This window comes from Shinella sp. R2-11 (assembly GCF_055330205.1).
The window spans coordinates 1-18,315 of the sequence record NZ_JBVAPC010000011.1 but is presented as its reverse complement, the minus strand read 5'-3'; the positions used below and the strand labels follow the sequence as shown (position 1 = coordinate 18,315).

Here is an 18,315-nt window from a genome sequence, read left to right as displayed (position 1 = left end):
TCGTGCTCTCTGCTAGCAAAGTTAGGTGGTGCTGTACAACGGCAAATATGCCGTGCGGCAGAGACGAGCGCGGTCAATGACCGCTGGACGCGACCTCGTGCGTGCCTTCGGCGGCGGCATGCTCGCCTTCCGCGCCATGGCCGCCCGCTTCCTTGGCCTCGCCATGGCCGGAGGCCGCCGTCTCGACCGCGTTCGGGTCGATACAGTCCGCCCGCTCCTTCATCGCCGTGACGATGGTCTTGATCTCGTCGAGCGAAAGCTCCTTGCGCTCGCCGTAGAATTCCCCGTTGGCGGCGGGAACGCCGTCCGTATAGCGCGCGACGAAGGGCGCGCTCATGCCGGGAACGGCGGAGGGATCGCGGGCAAAGAGCACTTCCGCGCCGATGGCCCGGCCGCGCATGTCGGCGCGATATTCGGGCCCGGCGGCGTCGATCAGGATGATCTGGTAGAGATCGGCGTCCTCGGCATTCGAGACGGCCCCGGCAACGCGCAGCGCCGTCTTGACGCGCACCTCGCCGTCCCTGGCATCCGAGCGCACATATTTGCGCAGCCATTGCTGGCCGTCCTGTTCGAGGCGCACGGTCGTCACCGTCGTGCAGGCGGCACCGGACACCGTCTCCGTCGACGGACCGAGCAGCACGTCGCGCCCGACGAAGATCGCGGCCGCGCCGGAGGCGCCGGTCAGGACCAGCACGCCGGCAGCGATGATCAGCAGCTTCCGGGACAGGCGGAACGAGGTCGGAAGGAACTTCACGGGCGACGAACTTCTCTTGGAACGCAGAACAGGGAACGCGCCGAGAGCGCGCGAACTGGCCGAACTTTAGCCTGCGGGCGTTTCGGAAGTTTTAAACCGCCCGCCCGATTTCGGACCATTTTTGCGAATGATTTGCAATTGCGTTGACAGGCTGCAAAACCGCTCTATATTTTATTGCAACTCATTCGCAAAAGCAGTTCAGGAGAACCGATGCTCCGCCGTTCCTTCAATGCCCTTCTTCTCGCCCTGCCGCTTCTCGCCACCGCCCCCGCCTTCGCGCAGGAAAAGCCGAAGGTGGTGACGACCTTCACCATCATCGCCGACATCGCGGCGAATGTGGCGGGCGATGCGGCCACGGTGGAATCCATCACCAAGCCGGGCGCGGAAATCCACAACTACCAGCCGACGCCGCGCGATATCCTCAAGGCGCAGGACGCCAAGCTGGTGCTGTGGAACGGCCTCAACCTGGAACTCTGGTTCCAGAAGTTCCTCGCCAATCTCGGCGACGTGCCCAATGTCACGGTCAGCGACGGCGTCACGCCGATGAGCATCGTGGAAGGCCCCTACGAGGGCAAGCCGAACCCGCATGCCTGGATGTCGCCGGACAATGCGCTGATCTATGTCGAGAACATCCGCAAGGCACTCGGCACGCTCGACCCCGCCAATGCCGCGACCTACGACGCCAACGCCAAGGCCTATAGCGCGAAGATCGAGGCGCTCGGCGCTGAGATGAAGGCGAAGATCGGCGCGCTGCCGGAGGAAAAGCGCTGGCTCGTCACCAGCGAGGGCGCCTTCTCCTATCTCGCCCGCGATTTCGGCCTCAAGGAGCTCTTCCTCTGGCCGATCAACGCCGACCAGCAGGGCACGCCCAAGCAGGTGAAGGCGGTGATCGATGCGGTGCGCGAGCACAATATCCATGTCGTCTTCAGCGAAAGCACCGTTTCCGCCGATCCCGCCAAACAGGTCGCGGCCGAAACGGGCGCCGCTTACGGCGGCGTCCTCTATGTCGACTCGCTGAGCGAGGCGGACGGCCCCGTGCCGACCTATCTCGACCTCCTGCGCGTGACCTCCGAAACCATCGTGAAAGGTCTTTCGCAATGAGGATGGGCGGCAAGCCGAAGACGGTCGACGGCATCGTCGCCGAGGACGTGACCGTCACCTACCGGAACGGCCTCACGGCGCTGCGCCATGCCAGCTTCTCCGTGCCGAAGGGCACGATCACCGCGCTGGTCGGGGTCAACGGCGCGGGCAAGTCCACCCTCTTCAAGGCGATCATGGGCTTCGTGCCGGTCGCCGCCGGCAAGGTGACGATCCTCGGCCTTTCCGTGCGCGAGGCGCTGAAGCAGAACCTCGTCGCCTATGTGCCGCAGGCCGAGGAGGTGGACTGGACCTTCCCCGTGCTCGTCGAGGACGTGGTGATGATGGGCCGCTACGGCCACATGAACTGGCTGCGCATCCCGACGAAACGCGACCACGAGATGGTCGAGGAAGCGCTTTCCCGCGTCAACATGGCGGGTTTCCGCAAGCGCCAGATTGGCGAGCTTTCCGGCGGGCAGAGGAAGCGCGTCTTCCTCGCCCGCGCCTTGGCGCAGGAGGGCCAGGTGATCCTGCTCGACGAGCCCTTCACCGGCGTCGACGTGACCACGGAAGAGCAGATCATCGAGCTGCTCGGCAAGCTGCGCGACGAGGGTCGCGTCATGCTCGTCTCCACCCACAATCTCGGCAGCGTGCCGGATTTCTGCGACCGCACGGTCTTCGTCAAGGGCACCGTCATCGCCTCCGGCCCGACGGCGGAGACCTTCACCGAGGCCAATCTGGAGCGCGCCTTCGGCGGCGTGCTGCGCCACTTCATCCTCGGCGGCCGCGACCTGCACGACGACGAGGACAGGCGCTCGGTCAAGGTCATCACCGACGACGAGCGCCCCTTCGTCATCTATGGCGAGGAGAAGAAACCGTGATCGACGCGCTGCTGGAACCCTTCGGCTACGGCTACATGGTCAACGCCATGTGGGTGAGCGCGCTGGTCGGCTGCATCTGCGGCTTCCTGTCCGCCTATCTGATGCTCAAGGGCTGGTCGCTGATCGGCGACGCGCTCTCGCATTCCATCGTGCCGGGTGTCGCCGGGGCCTATATGCTGGGCCTGCCCTTCGCGGCCGGCGCCTTCCTGTCCGGCGGGCTCGCCGCCGCCGCCATGCTCTTCCTCAACCGCCAGACGCAGCTCAAGGAGGATGCGATCATCGGCATGATCTTCTCCTCCTTCTTCGGCCTCGGCCTCTTCATGGTCTCGCTCTCGCCGACGCCGGTGAACATCCAGACCATCGTGCTCGGCAATATCCTCGCCGTGACGCGGGAGGATACGATCCAGCTCGCCATCATCGGCGCTGTCACGCTCGCCGTCCTCCTCTTCAAATGGAAGGACCTGATGGTCGCCTTCTTCGACGAGAACCATGCCCGCTCCATCGGCCTCAACCCGACGGGCCTGAAGATCCTGTTCTTCACTCTCCTCAGCGCCTCGACGGTCGCGGCCATGCAGACGGTCGGCGCCTTCCTCGTCGTCGCCATGGTGGTGACGCCGGGCGCGACGGCCTATCTCCTCACCGACCGCTTCCAGCGCCTCATCGTCATCGCCGCCGCCCTCGGAGCCGGCACCAGCCTTACCGGCGCCTATCTCTCCTATTTCCTCGACGGCGCGACCGGCGGCATCATCGTCGTCCTGCAGACCGCGATCTTCCTCCTCGCCTTCCTCTTCGCGCCCAAGCACGGCCTCATCGCCGCGCGCCGCAGGGGCAGGCAGGCGCTCGAAACCACGGAAGGCACCATGCCATGAACGAGACGCTCGAACTCGCGCTCCTGCCCTTCCAGCTCGCCTTCATGCAGAACGCCTTCCTGGTGACGCTCGTCATCGCCGTGCCGATGGCGCTGCTCTCCTGCTATCTCGTGCTGAAGGGCTGGTCGCTGATGGGCGATGCGGTCTCGCATGCCGTCCTTCCCGGCGTCGTCATCGCCTATGTCCTGGGCCTGCCGTTTGCGGCCGGCGCCTTCGTCGCGGGCCTCTTCTGCGCGCTCGCCGCCGGCTATCTCAAGGACAACAGCCGGGTGAAGGAGGACACGATTCTCGGCATCGTCTTTTCCGGCATGTTTGCCCTCGGCGTCGTGCTTTATGTGAAGATCCAGCCGGACATCCACCTCGACCATATCCTCTTCGGCGATATGCTCGGCATCGCGGCCTCCGATCTCGTGGAGACGATAGCCATCGCCAGCGCCTCGACCGCCTTCATCCTCCTCTTCCGCAAGGACCTCTTGGTGCAGGCCTTCGACCGGCAGCATGCCTCGGCCATCGGCCTGCCGGTGCGGCTCCTGCATTACGGGCTTCTCGCCGTGCTCTCGCTCGTCGTGGTCGGCGCGCTGAAGGCGGTCGGCATCATCCTCGCGGTCGCCATGCTGGTCGCGCCCGGCGCCATCGCAGCCCTTCTCACCCGCCGTTTTCCGAGCATGCTGATGGTGGCCGTCGCCGTCGCGCTCGGCGCGTCCTTCTGCGGCATCTGGCTGAGCTTCATGATCGACAGCGCCCCCGCGCCGACCATCGTGCTGCTGATGGCCGTCCTATTCGTCCTCGCCTTCATCCGGCGGATGCTGCAGAACCGCCGGCCCGCGCAGGAGGCCTGACCGCCGCCGCCGCTCTGTCGACAGAGGACCGGTTTCCGTCTAACGTCCGGCGCGAACGGCCGACCTGCTTCGGCCGAAACCAACGCAAACGCAACGGGACGGCATGGCGCATATCGGTATCGTCGGCGGCGGCCTCATGGGCTGCGCCACAGCGCTCAATCTCATGGAACGGGGCCACAGCGTCACGATCCTCGAACGGGACGCGGGCGGCCTGCCGGCTTCCGTCGGCAATGCGGGCATCCTCGCCGTGCCCGGGATCGACCCGCTCGCCCAGGCGGACATGCTGCTCTCCGTGCCGAAATGGCTGCTCGACCCGCTCGGCCCGCTGACGCTGCGCTGGCAGGACCTGCCGGCGCTCACGCCCTGGCTCGTCCGCTTCCTGCTTTCCGCCCGCCCCGGAAAGGTGGCGGAAGGCCGTGCCGCGCTCCTGACGTTGATGAAGACGGCGGAAGCCGACCATGCCCATCTGGGCGCCCTGGCCGGCATTTCCGGCCATATCCGCGACACCGGCGCGCTGACGGTCTTCGACAGCGCCGCGGCGCGCGACAAGGCTTTCGCCCACGAGGCGGAGAACGCGAAGCTGCTCGGCTTCAACGTCGAGAAGCTGGACGCGGAAGAGGCCCGCCGCCGCGTGCCGGCCTTGGAGGGCGCCTTCGCCGGCGCGGTCTTCAACGACGGCTACAAGACCTTCGAATATCCGCTGACCTTCCTGCGCCGGCTGCAGGCGTCGCTGCGCGAACGCGCGACGCTCCTCGACGCTACCGTCTCCTCGGTGGCGCAGGCGGAAAGCGGCATCGTCGTGCGCACGGAAGGCGGCCGGGAATTCACCTTCGACCGGCTGGCGATCGCCTCGGGCGTCTGGTCGCGCCGCTTCGTCGCCGATCTCGGGCTGAAAGTGCTGCTGGAAACCGAGCGCGGCTACAACACGACCTTCATGAACCCCTCGACCGTGCTGGAAATGCCGGTCTTCTTCTCCGAGCACGGCTTCGTCGCGACGCCCTTCGAAAACGCCCTGCGCATCGGCGGCACGGTCGAACTCGCCTCGCCCGAAGCCCCCGCCAACTACAGGCGCGCCGCCGCCATGCGCCGCAAGATGCGCCGCTACGTGCCCGATCTCCAGGAGGAAGGCGGCACGGAATGGATGGGCCGGCGCCCCTCCACGCCGGATTCGCTTCCCGTCATCAGCCTGCATCCGAGCGACCCGCGCATCGCCTTTGCCTTCGGCCACGGCCATGTCGGCCTGACGCTTTCGGCAACGACCGGCCGCCAGGTCGCGCGCCTCCTCTCCGGCGAGACGGACGCTGCGCTCGCCCCCTTCTCCATCGCCCGCTTCCAGTAAGTTCCCAGAACAATAAAAAGAAAGAAACCGACCATGCATAAGGTTATTTTCGACACGGATCCCGGCGTCGACGACGCCATGGCGCTGCTTTTCCTGCACAACCATCCGGAAATCGACCTCATCGGCATCACCACCGTCTTCGGCAATGCCGCCATCGAGACGACGACGCGCAACGCGCTGTTCCTCAAGCGCGAATGGGGCATTGCCGCCCCGGTCGCCCGCGGCGAGGGCAAGACCTACAACCCGATGCGCAACCCCACCGACTGGCCGGTGATGATCCACGGCCATGACGGGCTCGGCAATATCGACGTGCCCGAGACGATCGACCTGCCCGTCGATCCGCGCCCGGCGCACCGCTTCATCATCGAGACCGTGCGGGCCAATCCCGGCGAGGTAACGCTGATCGCCGTCGGCCGCATGTCGAACCTTGCCTATGCGCTGAAGGAAGACCCCGAGATCGCCGGCCTCGTGAAACAGGTCATCATCATGGGCGGCGCCTTCGATGTGCCCGGCAACATCACCCCCGCCGCCGAAGCCAATATCCACGGCGACCCGGAAGCCGCCGACGTGGTGATGACCGCGCCGTGGAAGGTCGTCGTCGTCGGCCTCGACGTGACGATGAAGACCGTGATGACCCGCAAGCGCCTCGCCGAACTCACCGCGCAGAACGGCCGGCACCTCAGGCTGCTCTCCGACATCTCGCAGTTCTACATCGACTTCTACGGCCAGCATGTGAAGGACGAGGGCATGGTGGTGCACGATAGCTGCGCCTGCATCTACCTCGTCGCGCCGGACCTCTTCACCACCCGCCCCGGCGCGATCCGCGTCGTCGCCGGCGGCATCGCCGACGGACAGACCATCCAGAAGCCCGACGCCCGCAGCTTCCCGCCCGGCAACTGGGACGGCCTGCCGAGCCAGCACGCCTGCATTGGCATCGATGCGGAAAAGGTGATGGCGCTGCTGGACGAGACGCTGGTGCGGTAAAGCGGACGTAGCCGCCCCTCACCTGCCTGCCGGCATCCTCTCCCCGCAAGCGGGGCGAGGAACGCTGGAGGCACGGGCTTTCTGCCTCCATTATGGTTTGAGGAAGCCGGTGCAACACCCCCTTCTCCCCGCTTGCGGGGAGAAGGTCCCGGCAGGGGGATGAGGGGCAGCCCCTGCGGTATAGCCCTACCCCGTCAGCCCGCCGTCGCCGGCAATTGCCAGTCGATCGGCGTGCGACCATGCTGGACGAGAAATTCGTTCGCCTTGGAAAAAGGCCGCGTGCCGAAGAACCCGTTATGCGCCGACAGCGGCGAGGGATGCGGCGAACGCAGCACGAGATGGCGGCTCTTGTCGACGAAGGCCGCCTTCTTCTGGGCATAGGAGCCCCAGAGGATGAAGACGACGGGCTTTTCCTGCTCGTTGACGGCGCGGATGACCGCATCCGTGAAGCGCTCCCAGCCGCGCCCCTGATGCGAGGCCGCACGGCCCATCTCCACCGTCAGCACGCTGTTGAGCAGCAGCACGCCCTGCCGCGCCCAATGCTCCAGGAATCCATGGCGGGCCGGCGGAATGCCGAGATCGTCCTGCATTTCCTTGTAGATATTGACGAGCGACGGCGGGATGCGCACGCCCGGCTGCACGGAAAAGCACAGCCCATGCGCCTGCCCCTCGCCGTGATAGGGGTCCTGCCCGAGGATGACGACGCGCACCTCGTCGAGCGGCGTCAGGTCGAGCGCGCGGAAATATTCCGCTCCCTTCGGGAAGATGCGCCGTCCCTCCTGCTTCTGCTCCAGCAGGAAGCTCTTCAGCTCGGCCATGTAGGGGCTGGAGAATTCCGCCGCGAGCGGCGCCTTCCAGCTCTCTCCGATCTTTACGTCCGTCGCTGCCATCGTCCTCTCCTTCGGGAGGAAGAGTTTAGCGCCGCACGGCGGAAAGGACCGGCCGAACAACCGGTCATCCACAGCTAATCTCAGGCGACGCCGAGCACCGACATCAGGCTCTTCATGCGCGCGGCGGCAAGCTCCGGCCTGTCGAGCACATTCGCCCGGTCGGCAAGGCGGAAGACGTCGGCATAATGCAGGACGCCGCGGGCGGACTGCATGCCGGCCGGCATGGTGAAGTGATCCTGATGCCCGTTCAGCCAGGCGAGGAAGACGACGCCCGCCTTGTAATACTGCGTCGGCGCCTCGAAGATCTTGCGCGACAACGGCACGGTCGGTTCGATGACCGCACGGAAGGTGGCGACATCCCCGGCGACAAGCGAGGCGAGCGCCTTCGACGCCTGCGGCGCGACCGCATCGAAGATGCCGAGCAGCGCATGGCTGTATTTGCGCCCGTCGCCCTCGATCAGTTCGGCATAGTTGAAATCGTCGCCGGTGAAGCAGAGCACGCCCTCCGGCAGCCGGTCGCGCAGCGCCACCTCGCAGGCATTGTCGAGCAGCGAGATCTTGATGCCCTCGACCTTGTCGCGGTTCTCCTCGATGATCGAGAGAACGGCATCGAGCGCCGGCCCGAAGGCGTCCGAGCCCCAATAGCCTTTGAGCTGCGGATCGAACATGTCGCCGAGCCAGTGCAGCACGACCTTGTCCTTCGCCTGGCGAAGAATGCGGCCGTAAACCTTGCGGTAATCGTCCGGCGACCCGGCGATGCGGGCAAGCGCCCGGCTCGCCATCATGATCGCGCGCCCGCCATGCTTTTCCACGAAGCCGACCTGCTCCTCATAGGCCCTGACGACATCGTCCAGCGAACGGGTGCTAGCGGGATCGAGATGATCCGTGCCCGCGCCGCAGGCAAGGTCCGCACCCGGCACCGTCTTCGCCTCGGCGAGCGAGCGGCGGATCAGCTCCTGCGCGCCGGCCCAGTCCAGCCCCATTCCGCGCTGCGCGGTATCCATCGCCTCGGCGATGCGGAAACCCAGCGACCAGAGATGATGCCGGAAGGCCATCGTCCGTTCCCAGTCGACAGCCGGCGCCTCCCACGGCCGCGCATCGCGGCGCGGATCGGAAACCACATGGGCCGCGGCATAGGCGATACGGTTGAAGCCCGGCACCGCGGCAGGGCGTTCCGTCGGCGTGCCCACGAGCCCATAGGCTTCGACGCCACCATCGGCACGCGGCAGGGAAAGGCTGATCGACATGGAGTCCTCCCGAGGGTTTTGAAGGGCAATAATTTAGATCGTTCCAAATTTCAAGAGTGATTTTGAGGGAGAATGTTCGGCGTGGGGCGGCACTTGATATGCCGGGGCGGCGGCCTGACGCCGCCAGTTCGATTGGATTACCCGAAGTCCGGAAGCCCCCCTCCCGACAAGCGTTCAGCTCCCCAGCCCTCAACTCTTACCTCTCACCTCTTACCCCTCGCCCCTTCCTCTCCTCACCTTTCCAGCCATACGAGCTTCCCCGATCGCCGGTCCTGTCGAGACCGCCACTCTCTCTAGCCGCCAAGAGGCCCTTCCGGCCTGTATCCGCAGCATTGGCGACGCTTCCCGCCCTCGGCCTCCCACCCCTCCGCCGTCATCCTCGGCCTTGAGCCGAGGATCCACCGCAGCCGGCTCTTGGATGCGGCGTGGATGGCCGGGTCAAGCCCGACCATGACGACAGAGAGGGAGTGTCGGATGGAAGGCAAGGGTAAAAACAGGATGACAGGAGAAGAACGGAGAGCGAAAGCAAGTTTGGAGAGCGGAGAGGCAATCGCAGATGCGGCACGCCCACCCGTCAATCCTCCAACATCGCGCTTGACAAATTTGGAACGATCCAATTAATTACCCGCCAACAAGCGGGCAACAGTACCCCGCACCGGAGGATGATCGTGAACAAGAGCCGAGTGACCGTCGTCGATATCGCGCGCGCCGCCGGCGTGTCGAAGTCGACCGTCTCGCTCGTCCTGCAGGCAAGCCCGCTCGTCAACGAGGCGACGCGTGCCAAAGTAAACGCGGTCATCCGCGAGCTCGGCTATGTCTACAATCGCGGCGCGGCGAACCTGCGCCAGTCGGCCTCCTCGCGGATCATCGGCATCATCGTCAACGACCTTACCAACTCCTTCTTCGCGGAGCTGGCGGTCGGCATGGACATGGTCATGCAGTCGGCCGGCTATGTGCAGTTCCTGTCGAATTCCGCAGAAAGCGTCGACCGCCAGCGCGAGGTCATCGCCTCCATGCGCGAGCACGGCATTTCCGGCCTGATCCTCTCGCCCGCCCGCGGCACGGAAGCGGCGGACCTGAAGCCGCTCGCGGCGAGCGGCATTCCCGTCGTCGCCGTGGTGCGCAACGTGGTAGGCGCGAAGATCTCCTCGCTTCTTTCCGACAATTATGCCGGCGCGAAGGATGCGGTTCGCCATCTCGTCTCGCTCGGCCACAGCCGCATCGCCTTCCTCGGCGGTATCGCCAACACGACGGTCTTTGCCGAACGCGTGCAAGGCTGGCGCGATGCGCTTGCCGAGGCGGGCCTCGAAGCGCCGGATGCGCTGGTCATCGGCACGACGGCCTCGCGCGCCGGCGGCGTCGCGGCCATCGAGCGCGCCCTGCTGCTGGCCAACCAGCCGACGGCGGCACTCTGCTTCAACGATGCGGCCGCCTTCGGCGTCTGCGACGGGCTGCGCGCCGCCGGCAAGGAGCCCGGCCGCGATTTCGGCGTGGTCGGCTTCGACGACGTGATCGAAGCCGAGACAGCCGTGCCGGCGCTGACGACCGTTTCCGTCGATCCGCAGGGCATGGGCCGGCGGGCGGCGCAGCTTCTCTTGAAACAGATCAATGCGGGCCGTGTGGAGCCCGAGGCCATCGTCAGCTCCGTGCGCCTCGTCGTGCGCCAGAGTTGCGGCGCCGGCCAGAAGACGAGGAGGATGTCGGCATGACGCGATGGGGACTGATCGGCGCGAGCACGATCGCGAAGGAATGGGTGATAAGCGCGATCCGCGCGACGGGCGGCGAGGTCGTCTCGGTGATGAGCACCAGCGCCGAGCGCGGCAAGGCCTATGCGGCCGAGCAGGGCATCGCAAGGTCGGTGACGACGCTCGACGCGCTGGTGAACGATCCCGAGATCGACGCCGTCTACATCTCCACCACCAACGAGCTGCACCGCGACCAGGCGCTCGCCGCCGCGAAGGCCGGCAAGCACATCCTCTGCGAAAAGCCGCTCGCCATGGCGCTCACCGATGCGCGCACCATGGTACAGGCCGCGAAGGATGCCGGCATCGTCATGGCGACCAACCATCACCTGCGCAATGCCGCCACGCACCGGGCGATGCGCGAGGCGATCAAGGCCGGCCGCATCGGCACGCCGCTTGCCGCCCGCGTCTTCCACGCCGTCTACCTGCCGCCCCACCTGCAAGGCTGGCGGCTCGACAAGCCGGAGGCCGGCGGCGGCGTGATCCTCGACATCACCGTGCACGATGCCGACACACTGCGCTTCGTGCTCGACAGCGACCCGGTGGAGGCCATCGCCTTCGCGCAGGCCGGCGGCATGGGCAAGGCCGGGCTGGAGGACGCCGTGATGGGCGTGCTGCGCTTCAAGAATGGCGTCATCGCCCAGTTCCACGACGGCTTCACCACCAAATTCGCCGAGACGGGCCTTGAGGTGCACGGCACGGACGGCTCGCTGATCGGCCGCAACGTGATGACGCAGCGCGCCGCCGGCACAGTGACGCTCCGCGATGCGAGCGGCGAACATGACCTGCCGCTCGACCATAGGAACCTCTACGAAACCGCCCTTTCCGCCTTCCACGCCGCCGTCGCCGGCAAGGGCCGGCCATCCGCCACGGGCGAGGACGGTATCTGGTCGTTGGCGACGGGCCTTGTCGTCGTCGAGGCGGCCCGCACGGGCAGGACCGTCCGCATCGAAACCGGATTCTAGACCATCATGAGCAAGCATATCACCCCGCGCCAGGCGGCGGACCTCATTCCGGACGGCGCGGTCGTCTCGGTTTCTTCCTCCTCCGGCCTCGGCTGCCCGGACCTGACATTGAAGGCCATCGGCGAGCGCTTCGAAGAGACCGGCCATCCGCGCGACATCACGACGCTGCACCCCATCGCCGCTGGCGACATGAGCGGCATCAAGGGCATCGACTACATCGCGAAGAAGGGCCTGCTCGCCAGGGTGCTGGCCGGCTCCTATCCGTCCGGCCCGTCCTCCTCGGAGCCGCCGCTGATCTGGCAGATGATCACCGGCAACGAGATTCCGGCCTACAACATCCCCTCCGGCATCCTCTTCGACATGCACCGCGAGGCCGCCGCCAAGCGCCCCGGCGTCATCACCAAGGTCGGGCTGGACACCTTCGTGGACCCGACCCGGCAGGGCTGCGCCATGAACGACAAGGCCGCGGCCGAGCCGATCGTCGAGAAGATCGCCTTCGCCGGCGAGGAATGGCTGTATTTCAAGGCGATCGCCCCTCAGGTCGCCATCATCCGCGCCACCACGGCCGACGAGCGCGGCAACCTAACCTACGAGCACGAGGGCGCCACTCTCGGCGGGCTCGACCAGGCGCTTGCCGCCCGCAACAATGGCGGCATCGTCATCGCGCAGGTCAAGCGCATGGCCAAGGAAGGTTCGCTGAAGCCGCATGACGTGCGCGTGCCGGGCGTGCTGGTCGATTACATCGTAGTCGATCCCGAACAGAAGCAGACGACGCAGACGCTCTACGACCCCGCCATTTCCGGCGAGATCTTCCGCCCGCTCGACAGCTTCCGCGTGCCGGAATTCAACATCCAGAAGGTCATCGCCCGCCGCGTGGCGCAGGAGCTTGAGGCCGGCAGCGCCGTCAATCTCGGCTTCGGCATTTCCGCCAACGTGCCGCGCATCCTCATGGAAGAGGACCTGCACGGGGCCGTCACCTGGGTGATCGAACAGGGCGCGGTCGGCGGCGTGCCGCTGCTCGACTTCGCCTTCGGCTGCGCCTCCAATGCCGATGCCTTCATGCCCTCGCCCTACCAGTTCACCTATTTCCAGGGCGCGGGCTTCGATGCCTCGCTGCTCTCCTTCCTGGAGATCGGCAAGGATGGCTCGGTCAACGTCTCGAAGCTCTCCTTCCGCCCGCATGTGACGGCGGGCTGCGGCGGCTTCGTCGATATCACGGCGCGGGCCAAGAAGGTCGTCTTCTCCGGCATGTTCAATGCCGGCGCAAAGCTCGCCGTCGAGGGCGGCAAGCTCGTCATCGAGAAGGAAGGCAAGCTGAAGAAGCTGGTCGACGAGGTCGAGCACATCACCTTCTCCGGTCCGCGCGGCGTCGCGCAGGGGCAGGACATCACCTATGTCACCGAACGCTGCGTAATGAAGCTGACGCCCGAGGGCCTCATGCTGACCGAGATCGCGCCGGGCGTCGATCTCCAGGCGCATATCCTCGACCAGTCGGAGTTCGCGCTGATCGTCTCGCCGGACCTCAAGGTGATGGATGCAGCTCTCTTCAGCGATGCGCCCTTCGGCCTGACACTGCCGGAAAAGGCGCCGCGCCGGCTTGCGGGGGCGAACCATGGCTGAGCCGCGCATCCGCATCGACATCGACGGCCCCGTCGCGACGATCACCGTCGCGCGGCCGGAAAAGCTGAACGCCTTCGACATCGACATGCTGAAGGAACTGTCCGCCGCCTGCGACACGGTGGAGGCCGAAGCCGCCGCGCGCGTCGCCATCCTCACCGGCGAGGGCAAGGCCTTCTCCGCAGGCGGCGACATCCGCGCCTGGGCGGGCATGGAGCCGAACGAATTCGGCCATGCCTGGGTGCGCTTCGGCCACCGCGTCTTCGAGCGGCTGGCGACGCTACGCATGCCGCTGATCGCCGCCGTCAACGGCCATGCGCTGGGCGGCGGGCTGGAACTGGCGGCGGCGGCGGATATCCGCATCGCCGAAGCACAAGTGAAGATCGGCCTGCCGGAAGCCGGCCTCGGCATGGTGCCGGGCTGGTCCGGCACGCAGCGGCTGGTCAAGCGTTTCGGCGCGCAGGCCGTGCGGCGTATGCTGCTCGGCGGCGAGGTGCTGACGGCGGCGGAAGCGGCAACGCTCGGCATCGTCGATCAGGTCGTCGAGACCGGAACGGCCGTCGAGGCCGCCAGGGCCTATGCGGCGCGCATCGCTTCGCGCGGGCCGGCGGCGACGGAGATTTCCAAGCTGATGATTTCAGTGGCGAACGGCGAGGACAACGGCGCGGCGGTGGAAGCCCTCGGCTCCATCCTCGTCGCCAAGACCGGGGACCTCAAGGAAGGCGTCGCCGCCTTCACGGGAAAGCGCCCCGCAGACTTCAAGGGAGAATGGTGATGACCGCGCATGTGAAACCCAAGGCGCTCGACGATTTCAAGGCGCGCGATTTCCGCATGCTGATCGACGGCGTCTGGACGGAAGGCGCCGGCAGCGCGCTCGAACGCGTGGCCCCCGGCCACGGCGTCGTCGTCAGCCGCTATCCGGCCGGCACGAAGGCCGATGCCGAGCGCGCCATTGCCGCTGCCCGAAAGGCTTTCGATGAAGGCCCGTGGCCGCGCATGACGGGCGCCGAGCGCTCCAACATCCTGCTCAGGGCCGCCGATCTCATCGCGGCGAAGGCCGACGAGCTCGCCTTCCTCGACTGCATCGAGAGCGGCAAGCCGATCAGCCAGGCCAAGGGCGAACTTTCCGGCGCGGCCGATATCTGGCGCTACGCCGCAGCGCTGGCCCGGGACCTCCATGGAGAGAGCTACAACACGCTCGGCGAAGGCACACTCGGCGTCGTGCTGCGCGAAGCCATCGGCGTCGTCTCGATCATCACGCCCTGGAACTTCCCCTTCCTGATCGTAAGCCAGAAATTACCTTTCGCGCTCGCCGCCGGCTGCACGACGGTCGTCAAGCCTTCGGAACTGACTTCCGGCTCGACCCTCCTTCTCGGCGAAATCCTCATCGAGGCGGGCGTTCCGGCCGGCGTCGTCAACATCGTCACCGGCACCGGCCCTGAGGTCGGCGCGCCGATGACGACGCATCCCGATGTTGACATGGTCTCCTTCACCGGCTCCACCGGCGTCGGCCGCCTCACCATGGCGAATGCCGCGCAGACGCTGAAGAAGGTGTCGCTGGAACTCGGCGGCAAGAACCCGCAGATCGTCTTCCCCGACGCCGATCTCGACGCATTCATCGACGCCGCCGTCTTCGGCGCCTATTTCAATGCCGGCGAATGCTGCAATGCCGGCTCGCGGCTGATCCTGCACGCGTCCATCGCTTCGGAAGTGACGGCGCGTGTCGCGGAGCTGGCGAGGAAGGTGAAGGTCGGCGATCCGCTCGATCCGGCGACGCAGGTCGGCGCGATCATCACGCCGCAGCATCTCGAAAAGATCGGTTCCTATGTCGACGGCGCGGCGAAGGCCGGCGCCTCGGTGGCACTGGGTGGCGCGGCGCTCGATCTGGGCCTCGGCCAGTTCATGGCCCCGACGGTCCTTTCCGGCGTGCAGCCGGATATGGCGGTCGCCCGCGAGGAGGTGTTCGGCCCGGTCCTCTCGGTACTGACCTTCGAGACGACGGACGAGGCGATCCGCATCGCCAATGCCATCGACTACGGCCTTTCGGCCGGCGTCTGGAGCCGCGACTTCGACACCTGCCTCACCATCGGCCGCAAGGTGCGCGCCGGCACGGTCTGGATGAACACCTTCATGGACGGCGCCTCGGAACTGCCCTTCGGCGGCTACCGCCAGTCCGGCCTCGGCCGCGAACTCGGTCGCCATGCCGTGGAGGACTATACAGAGACCAAGACGCTCAACATGCATATGGGCGCACGCACCGGCTGGTGGATGCCGCGATGAAAGACACCTTCCCGACAACCACGGCTGGGATCGGCTCCGCCGCCCGCTCAGGGCGTTGGGAAGCTGAATTGCGGGCTTTGCAAGAGGGTGAGCTCACCCGCCGGTTCGCCGGCAATGCGCTTCAAGAGCAGCCGGCCCATGGCCTCGCCGGCCGCCGTCAGGTCCTCGTAGATGGTCTCGACCTTCGGCTGGATCTGGCTGAGCAGGCGCGAGGTCTGCTTGGCGACAATGTCGTATTCGCCGCCGAGGGCAAGGCCATTGTCGCTCATGCCGGTGATGGTCGCGAGCGCGGAGACTTCGCCGGGACAGGTGAAGCCATCGGGCGGATCGGCCTCGGCGCTGCGGCGGCGCATATGGTCGCGGATCATGTCGGCGGGGCTGTCGAGGTCGAGAGCCTCGGGGATCTCGTAGGCGATGCCCGCCTCGCGCACGGCGGTCATGAAGCCGTGCAGCATGTGCTGGTGGAAGGTCAGGCGCCTCGGCGGCAGGATGATCGTCACCTTGCGCCGGCCCTTGACGATCAGGCGCTTCGTCGCCTCGTAGGCGAAGGCGAAATTGTCGTAGTCGACGAAGGCGTGCGGGGTGGAGAATTCCGTGCGGCCATGCGTGATGAAGGGAAAGCCGTTCTCCAGCAGCAGCCGCACGCGCGGATCGAAGGGCTCGGTGCGCGAGAAGATCAGGCCGTCGGCCATGCCGTTGCGGATGATGTAGTTGACCGCATCGATATTGCTGCCGTCGAGGAAATTCGGCGTGACGATGAGATGGTAGGGCGTCGCCTGCAGGGCGCGCGCAAGGCCATGCATGACGGAGGTGCCGAAACCGAGGATTTCCTCGTGCGGGTCGAGCAGCACGGAAATGACATTGGTGCGGCCGGTCTTGAGGCGCTGGGCGGCGCGGTCCGGCAGATAGCCGATCGCCGCGGCGACCTCGTGCACCCGGCGGCGCGTCGCCTCGGAAATCTGCGGCGCATTGCCGAGCGCGCGGGAGACCGTGGTGATCGCAAGCCCCGTCATTTCCGCGATCGTCTTCAGCGTCGGCTTGCCGGCTCGAAGCGTGCTGCGGGCGGGGTCACTGTCGGCGGGCTTTTCGATGCGGGACACGGATACGCTTCTTCGGATGGCACTCGTCAATTGGCGGCACCATATCGGTGCGCCCGGCATTCGGCAATCTTGCGCTGCACAGAATTTAAAACGATTTCAGTGCGCCGCACAAAGCCGTTCGGAATGGCTGACCTGCCTGCACTTCCGGAATTTACCGCGTTTATAGAGAGAGCTGCCGGCCCATGCCATCGCGGCTTGACTCCGCAAATTTACAACGTTTTAAATTGGCGCGGCACTTTGAGCCATGGACCAGATTCCGACGCGCCTTCGGGCCTCGGGGAAATCGGCGGGAGGAGGCTTCCGCCCTCGAACTTGCAAACGGGAGGAATACGATGCGCAAGTTTCTGACGACCACCGCAGCGATTGCGGTGCTGATGGGCATGGGCGGCACCGCCGCCCGCGCAGCCGAGAATGTGGAAGTCCTCCACTGGTGGACTTCGGGCGGTGAAGCCGCCGCACTCGACGTCCTCAAGAAGGATCTCGAATCCAAGGGCATCTCCTGGACCGACATGCCGGTCGCCGGCGGCGGCGGCACGGAAGCCATGACGGTGCTGCGCGCCCGCGTCACGGCCGGCAACGCGCCGACCGCGGTGCAAATGCTCGGCTTCGACATTCTCGACTGGGCCAAGGAAGGCGCGCTCGGCAATCTCGACGAAGTCGCCGCCAAGGAAGGCTGGGACAAGGTGATCCCGACCGCCCTGCAGCAGTTCTCGAAATATGACGGCCACTGGATCGCCGCCCCGGTCAACGTCCACTCCACCAACTGGATGTGGATCAACAAGGAAGCGCTCGACAAGGCCGGCGGCAAGGAACCGGCGAACTGGGACGAACTCGTCGCCCTTCTCGACAAGTTCAAGGAACAGGGCATCACGCCGGTCGCCCATGGCGGCCAGCCGTGGCAGGACGCCACGATCTTCGACGCGGTCGTGCTCTCCTTCGGCAACGACTTCTACAAGAAGGCCTTCATCGACCTCGACCCGGAAACGCTGGGCAGCGACCAGATGAAGGAAGCCTTCGACCGCATGACGAAGCTGCGCTCCTACGTGGACGACAACTTCTCGGGCCGTGACTGGAACCTCGCGTCCGCCATGGTCATCGAAGGCAAGGCCGGTCTCCAGTTCATGGGCGACTGGGCGAAGGGCGAGTTCATCAAGGCCGGCAAGAAGCCGGGCTCGGACTTCGTCTGCATGCGCTTCCCGGGCACGCAGGGCTCCGTGACCTTCAACTCCGACCAGTTCGCGATGTTCAAGGTCGCCGAAGACAAGGTTCCGGCCCAGCTCGCCATGGCCTCGGCCATCGAGAACCCGGTCTTCCAGTCGGCCTTCAACGTGGTCAAGGGCTCGGCCCCGGCCCGCACGGACGTCTCGGACGAGGCCTTCGACGATTGCGGCAAGAAGGCCATCAAGGACCTCGCGGAAGCCAACACCAATGGCACGCTGTTCGGCTCCATGGCGCACGGCCACGCCAATCCGGCCTCCGTCAAGAACGCGATCTACGACGTCGTGACCCGCCAGTTCAACGGCGAGCTTTCCTCCGAGGAAGCCGTGACGGAACTCAAGGCCGCCGTCGAGGCCGCGAAATAAGGCAAGGGCGCTGCCCCTCACCCTGGCCCTCTCCCCGCAAGCGGGGAGAGGGAATTGAGAGGGCACGGCAGACCTCCTTCTCCCCGCCTGCGGGGAGAAGGTGCCGGCAGGCGGATGAGGGGCACGGCCCCGCCGCCGCAAACACACG

At 66.3% G+C, this 18,315-nt stretch carries 16 protein-coding genes; 12 read left to right on the top strand and 4 right to left on the bottom strand.

The features are described 5' to 3' along the window. Positions 1 to 73: 73 nt before the first annotated feature. The gene (locus ACZ1A1_RS22455; protein WP_463621663.1) at positions 74 to 754 is read right to left on the bottom strand and encodes a hypothetical protein; all 681 of its coding nucleotides are present in this window, start codon (positions 752 to 754) and stop codon (positions 74 to 76) included. 210 nt (positions 755 to 964) lie between these two features. Here ACZ1A1_RS22455 and ACZ1A1_RS22450 point away from each other — a divergent pair, with 210 nt between their 5' ends. The 6 genes from ACZ1A1_RS22450 to ACZ1A1_RS22425 all read left to right on the top strand — a co-directional run bounded on the left by ACZ1A1_RS22450 (position 965) and on the right by ACZ1A1_RS22425 (position 6,743). After that, positions 965 to 1,855 carry a metal ABC transporter substrate-binding protein gene (locus ACZ1A1_RS22450; protein ID WP_463621662.1) on the top strand — a complete coding sequence of 297 codons (891 nt, stop codon included), beginning with the start codon at positions 965 to 967 and terminating at the stop codon, positions 1,853 to 1,855. Further along, on the top strand, positions 1,852 to 2,712 hold the full coding sequence (locus ACZ1A1_RS22445) for a manganese/iron ABC transporter ATP-binding protein (RefSeq protein WP_463621661.1): 861 nt from the start codon (positions 1,852 to 1,854) through the stop codon (positions 2,710 to 2,712). The genes ACZ1A1_RS22450 and ACZ1A1_RS22445 overlap by 4 nt, the downstream gene beginning before the upstream one ends. Continuing rightward, entirely contained in the window at positions 2,709 to 3,581 is an 873-nt protein-coding gene (locus ACZ1A1_RS22440; protein ID WP_463621660.1) for a metal ABC transporter permease, read from the top strand. The genes ACZ1A1_RS22445 and ACZ1A1_RS22440 overlap by 4 nt, the downstream gene beginning before the upstream one ends. After that, a complete protein-coding gene (locus tag ACZ1A1_RS22435; protein ID WP_463621659.1) occupies positions 3,578 to 4,420 on the top strand; it encodes a metal ABC transporter permease in 843 nt (280 codons plus the stop codon). The genes ACZ1A1_RS22440 and ACZ1A1_RS22435 overlap by 4 nt, the downstream gene beginning before the upstream one ends. A gap of 103 nt (positions 4,421 to 4,523) precedes the next feature. Next, the gene (locus ACZ1A1_RS22430; protein ID WP_463621658.1) at positions 4,524 to 5,759 is read left to right on the top strand and encodes an NAD(P)/FAD-dependent oxidoreductase; all 1,236 of its coding nucleotides are present in this window, start codon (positions 4,524 to 4,526) and stop codon (positions 5,757 to 5,759) included. A 33-nt stretch (positions 5,760 to 5,792) separates the two neighbouring features. Further along, positions 5,793 to 6,743: a nucleoside hydrolase gene (locus ACZ1A1_RS22425; RefSeq protein ID WP_463621657.1), complete on the top strand. Its 951-nt coding sequence runs from the start codon at positions 5,793 to 5,795 to the stop codon at positions 6,741 to 6,743. 194 nt (positions 6,744 to 6,937) lie between these two features. On the opposite strand, the gene ung is transcribed toward ACZ1A1_RS22425, so the two are convergent. Further along, positions 6,938 to 7,633, bottom strand: coding sequence for a uracil-DNA glycosylase (ung, locus tag ACZ1A1_RS22420; protein WP_415212760.1), 696 nt, complete (start codon positions 7,631 to 7,633; stop codon positions 6,938 to 6,940). 80 nt (positions 7,634 to 7,713) lie between these two features. Then, a complete protein-coding gene (locus tag ACZ1A1_RS22415) occupies positions 7,714 to 8,880 on the bottom strand; it encodes a dihydrodipicolinate synthase family protein (protein ID WP_463621656.1) in 1,167 nt (388 codons plus the stop codon). A 668-nt stretch (positions 8,881 to 9,548) separates the two neighbouring features. On the opposite strand from ACZ1A1_RS22415, the gene ACZ1A1_RS22410 reads away from it, so the two are divergent. From ACZ1A1_RS22410 to ACZ1A1_RS22390, 5 genes are read left to right on the top strand one after another with little or no spacing between them, the layout of a single operon-like run. Beyond that, positions 9,549 to 10,589 carry a LacI family DNA-binding transcriptional regulator gene (locus tag ACZ1A1_RS22410; protein WP_463621655.1) on the top strand — a complete coding sequence of 347 codons (1,041 nt, stop codon included), beginning with the start codon at positions 9,549 to 9,551 and terminating at the stop codon, positions 10,587 to 10,589. Then, the gene (locus tag ACZ1A1_RS22405) at positions 10,586 to 11,587 is read left to right on the top strand and encodes a Gfo/Idh/MocA family protein (RefSeq protein ID WP_463621654.1); all 1,002 of its coding nucleotides are present in this window, start codon (positions 10,586 to 10,588) and stop codon (positions 11,585 to 11,587) included. The genes ACZ1A1_RS22410 and ACZ1A1_RS22405 overlap by 4 nt, the downstream gene beginning before the upstream one ends. A 6-nt stretch (positions 11,588 to 11,593) precedes the next feature. Continuing rightward, the gene (locus tag ACZ1A1_RS22400) at positions 11,594 to 13,207 is read left to right on the top strand and encodes an acyl CoA:acetate/3-ketoacid CoA transferase (RefSeq protein ID WP_463621653.1); all 1,614 of its coding nucleotides are present in this window, start codon (positions 11,594 to 11,596) and stop codon (positions 13,205 to 13,207) included. Then, a complete protein-coding gene (locus ACZ1A1_RS22395; RefSeq protein WP_463621652.1) occupies positions 13,200 to 13,979 on the top strand; it encodes an enoyl-CoA hydratase/isomerase family protein in 780 nt (259 codons plus the stop codon). The genes ACZ1A1_RS22400 and ACZ1A1_RS22395 overlap by 8 nt, the downstream gene beginning before the upstream one ends. Then, the gene (locus tag ACZ1A1_RS22390; RefSeq protein WP_463621651.1) at positions 13,979 to 15,484 is read left to right on the top strand and encodes an aldehyde dehydrogenase family protein; all 1,506 of its coding nucleotides are present in this window, start codon (positions 13,979 to 13,981) and stop codon (positions 15,482 to 15,484) included. The genes ACZ1A1_RS22395 and ACZ1A1_RS22390 overlap by 1 nt, the downstream gene beginning before the upstream one ends. A gap of 47 nt (positions 15,485 to 15,531) precedes the next feature. Here ACZ1A1_RS22390 and ACZ1A1_RS22385 read toward each other — a convergent pair whose 3' ends face one another. Beyond that, positions 15,532 to 16,584 (bottom strand): LacI family transcriptional regulator, encoded by a 1,053-nt coding sequence (locus tag ACZ1A1_RS22385; protein ID WP_463621650.1) that lies wholly within the window; start codon positions 16,582 to 16,584, stop codon positions 15,532 to 15,534. Positions 16,585 to 16,916: 332 nt separating this feature from the next. Here ACZ1A1_RS22385 and ACZ1A1_RS22380 point away from each other — a divergent pair, with 332 nt between their 5' ends. Next, entirely contained in the window at positions 16,917 to 18,167 is a 1,251-nt protein-coding gene (locus ACZ1A1_RS22380) for an ABC transporter substrate-binding protein (protein ID WP_313193241.1), read from the top strand. The last annotated feature ends 148 nt before the right edge of the window (positions 18,168 to 18,315 follow it).